The sequence below is a fragment of the Nitrosomonas eutropha genome (genome assembly GCF_900116685.1).
Taxonomy (GTDB): Bacteria; Pseudomonadota; Gammaproteobacteria; order Burkholderiales; family Nitrosomonadaceae; genus Nitrosomonas; species Nitrosomonas eutropha_A.
Genome location: NZ_FPBL01000004.1, coordinates 213975 through 219974, shown reverse-complemented (window position 1 = coordinate 219974; position 6000 = coordinate 213975). Strand labels below are relative to the sequence as shown.

The following is a 6000-nucleotide window of genomic DNA, read 5'->3' as shown; positions in this document are numbered from 1 at the left end:
TCTATCTGAGCATATGACTTGGCTTCTCCGCCAAATTGCTTGGTCAGTATTGTTGTGATCGCTGCCGTTAGCGTCGTTTTACCATGATCCACATGACCTATCGTCCCTACATTTATATGCGGTTTCACCCGTTCGAATTTGCTTTTTGCCATTGTGTCAACCTCTTTCTATTTGAATAGCTTTATTTCTTATTGATGATTGCCTCGGCCACATTTTTTGGAGCTTCAGAATAATGCTTAAACTCCATAGAATATGTTGCCCTACCTTGAGTAGCAGATCGAAGTATCGTGGAATACCCAAACATCTCCGCCAATGGCACCTCTGATCGTATCACCTTAAACCCTGGAATATCTTCCATTCCCTGAATAATTCCACGACGCGAAGATAAATCACCGACTACATTACCCATAAACTCAGATGGTGTTTCTACCTCCACTGCCATCATTGGCTCCAGAAGAACTGGGCTAGCTTTTTTCATACCATCTTTAAATGCTATTGACGCAGCCATCTTGAAAGCATTTTCATTGGAATCAACATCGTGGTATGAGCCATCAAATAATGCGATTTTCACATCAACAACTGGATACCCGGCGAGAACACCATTTGATAATGAATCCCTTAATCCTTTCTCAACAGCAGGAATATATTCTCTCGGAACAGCACCACCTTTGATTTCATCAACAAATTCAAACCCCTTACCTGCCTCATTAGGCTCCATTCGCAACCATACATGACCATACTGACCACGACCGCCACTTTGCTTAACGAATTTACCCTCAATCTCAACTTGCTTTCTTATCGCTTCTCGGTATGCAACCTGTGGAGCACCTACGTTTGCCTCCACTCCAAATTCCCTCTTCATCCGATCAACAATAATTTCTAAGTGGAGCTCACCCATACCAGAAATAATTGTCTGACCAGATTCCTCATCTGTTCTAACTCTAAAAGATGGATCTTCTTGAGCTAACCGGTTAAGTGCAATCCCCATCTTTTCCTGATCAATCTTAGTTTTTGGCTCGACCGCCACATGAATAACTGGCTCAGGAAAATCCATACGCTCCAAAGTAATCACATGATTAGGATCACATAATGTATCTCCCGTCGTAACCTCTTTCAGACCTACTGCAGCAGCAATATCACCAGTTCCAACCTCTTTAATTTCTTCACGCTGATTGGCATGCATCTGTAACAATCTACCAATCCTTTCCCTCTTTCCTTTAACAGGATTAAATACAGTGTCACCTGATTTAACAGTTCCAGAATATACCCGGAAAAATATCAACTGCCCAACATAGGGATCTGTCGCAATCTTAAATGCCAGAGCCGCAAATGGACTATCTTCACTTGGTCCACGCTCATCCTCCAAACCATTTTCATCTATACCTTTAATTGCTGGCACATCTAATGGCGAAGGCAGATAATCTAAAACAGCATCCAGCATAGCCTGCACACCTTTATTTTTGAATGCTGTCCCACAAAGCATTGGCACGATTTCATTATTTATTGTTCTTGCGCGCAGCCCTTGCTTTATATCCTCCACTGCCAAGTCACCTGATTCCAAATACTTATTCATTAACTCTTCGCTTGCTTCGGCCGCAGACTCTATCATCTTCTCGCGCCAAGCGGCCGCATCAGCTTGCTGAGAAGCTGGTATTTCACGCTCTTCAAATTTTGTGCCTTGATTTGCATCATCCCAATAAACTGCTTTCATCTTCACAAGATCAATGATTCCAGCAAATTTATCTTCCGCTCCGATAGGCAATTGAATTGGCACAGGATTTGCTTTAAGTCTACTTATCATTTGCTCACGGACACGCATAAAGTTTGCACCAGACCTATCCATTTTATTTACAAAAGCGAGCCTTGGAACGCCATATTTATTTGCCTGCCGCCAAACTGTCTCTGTTTGTGGCTGCACACCACCAACAGCACAAAATACCGTACAAGCTCCATCCAAAACCCGCAATGAACGCTCCACCTCAATCGTAAAATCTACGTGTCCCGGTGTATCAATTACATTAATTCTGTGTTCAGGATAATTGCCCGCCATCCCCTTCCAGAAACATGTTGTGGCGGCAGAAGTAATTGTAATACCCCTTTCCTGCTCTTGCTCCATCCAATCCATAGTAGCAGCACCGTCATGCACCTCCCCCAACTTATGAGAAACTCCTGTATAAAATAATATACGCTCACTTGTTGTCGTTTTTCCTGCATCAATATGGGCCATGATGCCTATGTTACGGTATCGCTCTAACGGATTTCTCTTCGACACTGCCACACCCTAAGATTGTTTTTCCTGATAAATAGCCACAGCTGTACTTTATATAAACAGCCAACTCTTTAAAATCTAAAATGAGAAAATGCCTTGTTTGATTCCGCCATCCTATGCACTTCCTCACGCTTCTTGATTGCTGTTCCACGATTCTCAGAAGCCTCCATCAATTCACCGGCCAATCTTAAATCCATTGACTTTTCACTACGCTTACGAGCCGCGTCTCGCAGCCACCGCATAGCCAAAGCACTCCTTCTCACCGATCTAACCTCAACCGGAACCTGATAATTCGCACCACCTACCCGCCTGCTTTTAACCTCTACAACCGGTCTGATGTTTGACAATGCCTGTGTAAATACCTCTACTGGATCCTTTCCCGATTTTTTCTCTACATGGTTTAAAGCACCATATATGATCTGCTCAGCAATTGATTTTTTTCCACGCGTCATCAATACATTTACAAACTTAGCCAATTCCACGTTATGGTATTTTGGGTCCGGCAAAATTTCTCTTTTGGGCACTTCTCTGCGTCTAGGCATTTTGTACTATCTCAATATTTTGATTATCAATCTCGCACAGCTATAAGCACACCGAACTATATTTCTTATGCACTTTTTGGTCTTTTTGAACCATATTTTGAACGCGCTTTCTTTCTATCCTTCACACCAGCTGTATCCAAACTTCCACGCACAGTGTGATACCGAACACCCGGCAAATCCTTAACTCTTCCACCACGTATCAATACAACCGAGTGCTCCTGCAGATTATGCCCTTCGCCCCCAATGTAGCTACTCACTTCATAACCATTGGTTAATCGCACCCTAGCCACTTTCCTAAGTGCGGAGTTCGGCTTTTTAGGTGTTGTCGTATAAACACGAGTGCATACCCCTCTTTTTTGAGGACAGCTCTCAAGAGCAGGAACCTTACTTTTTACTTGCTTTGCTTTACGTGGCTTGCGCACCAATTGACTAATTGTCGGCATTTTGCTCCCAGCTTTTCATACATCAAGTTTTAATTCTATTAAGCAGGTTGTTTTTATTAAAATAGCGCAGATTCCTTTTACGCTTTCAACCTATGTTTTTTCTTTCACTTTCCCACAGCCTTGTTTTTATGCAAAACCCTCACGCCTTATATAGCGGCTAAAAAAGACTGCGAATTTTACGGCGTTATTATTTTCAAGTCAAGGTTAAAGTATTCTGTTGCAGCAGTTAAATCAGCTAACTATCCTAATAAATCAGGCATATCGATATCTTTCTACACAAAATAACTATCATTGTATTACCACACGTGTACCCAATTTTATCCAGGGATTCAGCTGATCGATCTGGGCGTTGGTAATGGCCACACATCCATTCGTCCAATTAAAACGAGAGTGCACTGCCTGATCGCCCTTACCTATGCCATGAATACCTATGTAACCACCAAGCGATGTATCCTGTGGTGACAATCCCGTGGATTCAATGGCATTTATTATATTTCCCCAGATTTGTCGTGAAATTCTCCCCTCTGAAAGAGCCAAGTCTGCAACCTCTCGATTAGGGTAATTGATACCATAAAAACGATAGAAGCGGTTATGCTGTTTAACCCAACTGATTTGGAACGATCCTAACGGTGTTTGATTATCTCCTTGCATCCTTGAGTGGCTAGCCCCATATCGACCAATAGCGATATTATCAAAAATCAGCAAGGCTTTATCCTTACGCATGACGCTAAGCCGGTGCTCTGAAGTATCTATCAGAATCCACACGTCCTGAGTCGCACGGCCTGGAAGTGGAAATGCCAACAATAAAAATAATCCGGTTTGAACCCAGCGCATTGTCAAACTACATCTGTCAAAAATTAATAACCCGCTCCGAACAACACCCCTACTATTTTTGCTTCAATATCATAATAGCTCATGACTTATTCCAATTCTCGATAGAAGTGAAAATAATAATATTCATAATATAATTATTTTACAGCACGTTATACGATTTTATAACTTCTGTTTCTATCTGTAATTGGAATTACATGCGCTCACATTCCAGATCCAATCATAATGCATAAAAAATCATAGCCTACTACCAGGACAGTCACAAAAAGGAGCATTACCTGTCTTTTTGCAGACACAAAGCCAAACCGAGCTGACTTCCCTGATCGTAAATGCCACAGGGCTTATCCCAGTGCCTCTATGAGATCCGTCGCAGAACGGTTGTGACTGACTGAGACTGCACTGACACCAGTAATACCGCTTTCCAATTTCCAGCTGAACCTGAAACGGATGATTCTGCGCGGCTCCGGATTCACCCATGACTTACTCCCACGAAATACTGCTAATCAAACAGTTTCAGTGCTGTTTCACTACCGGCGGTAATATTATGTGCTGCCATTGCAGCCTGAATATCAGCCAGCCGCTGCTTGCTTCTTTTTACTCCGTTTTCACTCAATGGCACTCTGTTGTCATCCACCAGAAGACCGTTCAATGTTGATGAAAAAAGCCGAGCGATATGAACCATCTGATCAAATACTTTCTCTCCACTTGCAACCCTGGGCACATCTAGCAGGAAAGTAATGCCACGGGTAGTTAACGTCCGCATGTTTGCTGGCAAAAACAGGGCAGACTCGAAATTACCAAGGGAAAACATCACCTCATTCGTTTCACTATCCCGGTATCTGAAAACTCCCTCGGATTCCAGCCTGAAACCAGATGCCTCCGCCAGCGCACGGATTTTAGTTCCAACAAAAGCACCACCATCTTTACTGATAATATTGACACCCATAATCACATCAACATCAGCACAAAATCTATCCAGATCAACCGCCCTGGCATACGCATCCGCAATATCAGGGCAATCAACTTCCGCGTGAATCTGCACAGAGAAATCTTCGGCCATGTCACGAAATCTCGATAAATTGATTTCAGTTACCAACCCGGAACGATCCACAAGCTGCAAGCATCCCTTCAATTCGATATACGTATTTCTGGGACTAAGTGTATCCAGTGAAATTTCCTCCCACAGCTGTCCTTCTGACTGGAGGCCGTACCAGCGCACTGGCTTACCGTAATCGAACTTCTGTTGCAGCAGATCTATGAGTCTCTCATGCGGGATAGGTGAGTTTGAGCGAATATCAGCAATATAATTGATCATGCTATCAACGCTAGTAGCAGCTTTCTTCTGTACACCGGGCTCTTTTTGTGCCGGTTGATCGCTCGCTACATGCCGTTCAGACAAAGTACTCGCTGGAACACTGGCTAAATCCGGCGCTTCATTCGGAATTGACGGCACTTCATCACCAAATTGTGGCTCAATCCGTTCATCTGCAGATATCGGTTTGTACTCATCACTCAATAAAACATCATCATGCTCATGTCTGAATGCATCCTGAACCCGACGATGATGACGAGCCAACTGAATTCTGTTGAATATGACAACCCCGGCGATAATCACAACACCAATAATAACCAAGCTGATTTGCAAATCACTCATAAACTGTTATCCCCCTTTGGCACAATTGGTACGATTATAATCGTTCTGCTCACGCACAAGGGCACTTCTAAAGATCGGCTCTCCAGATAAATCACACCAATTTACAAATAGCCGGTTTAATGTAATTAAAATATGTTTTGACTGACATCCATACGCGGGATTGTGGCTAGAGCATTTTTGTTTCAGGTGTTTACATCTTATTTCTTGAGGAAATCTCCCATCCTATTTGCAGAAGCAGAGATCTGTTTATATTTGCACCAA

Annotated in this window: 7 protein-coding genes; all 7 read right to left on the bottom strand. The window is 42.9% G+C overall.

Going from position 1 to position 6000, the window contains the following annotated elements; translation table 11 throughout:
• Positions 1–152, bottom strand: a 152-nt coding sequence (locus BM331_RS06670; RefSeq protein WP_256214828.1) for a GTP-binding protein, incomplete at its 3' end; no start/stop codon positions are given.
• Positions 153–181: 29 nt separating this feature from the next.
• Entirely contained in the window at positions 182–2272 is a 2091-nt protein-coding gene (gene fusA / locus BM331_RS06665) for an elongation factor G (protein ID WP_074928218.1), read from the bottom strand.
• Positions 2273–2340: 68 nt separating this feature from the next.
• On the bottom strand, positions 2341–2811 hold the full coding sequence (rpsG, locus tag BM331_RS06660) for a 30S ribosomal protein S7 (protein ID WP_074928154.1): 471 nt from the start codon (positions 2809–2811) through the stop codon (positions 2341–2343).
• Positions 2812–2876: 65 nt separating this feature from the next.
• The gene (rpsL, locus tag BM331_RS06655; protein ID WP_074455433.1) at positions 2877–3254 is read right to left on the bottom strand and encodes a 30S ribosomal protein S12; all 378 of its coding nucleotides are present in this window, start codon (positions 3252–3254) and stop codon (positions 2877–2879) included.
• Between the two features lie 288 nt (positions 3255–3542).
• Entirely contained in the window at positions 3543–4088 is a 546-nt protein-coding gene (locus tag BM331_RS06650) for a L,D-transpeptidase family protein (RefSeq protein ID WP_074928152.1), read from the bottom strand.
• A 234-nt stretch (positions 4089–4322) separates the two neighbouring features.
• Positions 4323–4562, bottom strand: coding sequence for a CDGSH iron-sulfur domain-containing protein (locus BM331_RS06645; RefSeq protein ID WP_074928150.1), 240 nt, complete (start codon positions 4560–4562; stop codon positions 4323–4325).
• Positions 4563–4584: 22 nt separating this feature from the next.
• A complete protein-coding gene (locus BM331_RS06640; RefSeq protein WP_074928148.1) occupies positions 4585–5739 on the bottom strand; it encodes a cell division protein ZipA in 1155 nt (384 codons plus the stop codon).
• Positions 5740–6000: the final 261 nt, after the last annotated feature.

Bases quoted from the DNA above. Each gene is read 5' to 3' on its own strand.
- rpsG (WP_074928154.1), bottom strand. From the start codon at position 2,811: ATGCCTAGACGCAGAGAAGTGCCCAAAAGAGAAATTTTGCCGGACCCA.
- rpsL (WP_074455433.1), bottom strand. From the start codon at position 3,254: ATGCCGACAATTAGTCAATTGGTGCGCAAGCCACGTAAAGCAAAGCAA.
- BM331_RS06650 (WP_074928152.1), bottom strand. From the start codon at position 4,088: ATGCGCTGGGTTCAAACCGGATTATTTTTATTGTTGGCATTTCCACTT.
- BM331_RS06645 (WP_074928150.1), bottom strand. From the start codon at position 4,562: ATGGGTGAATCCGGAGCCGCGCAGAATCATCCGTTTCAGGTTCAGCTG.
- BM331_RS06640 (WP_074928148.1), bottom strand. From the start codon at position 5,739: ATGAGTGATTTGCAAATCAGCTTGGTTATTATTGGTGTTGTGATTATC.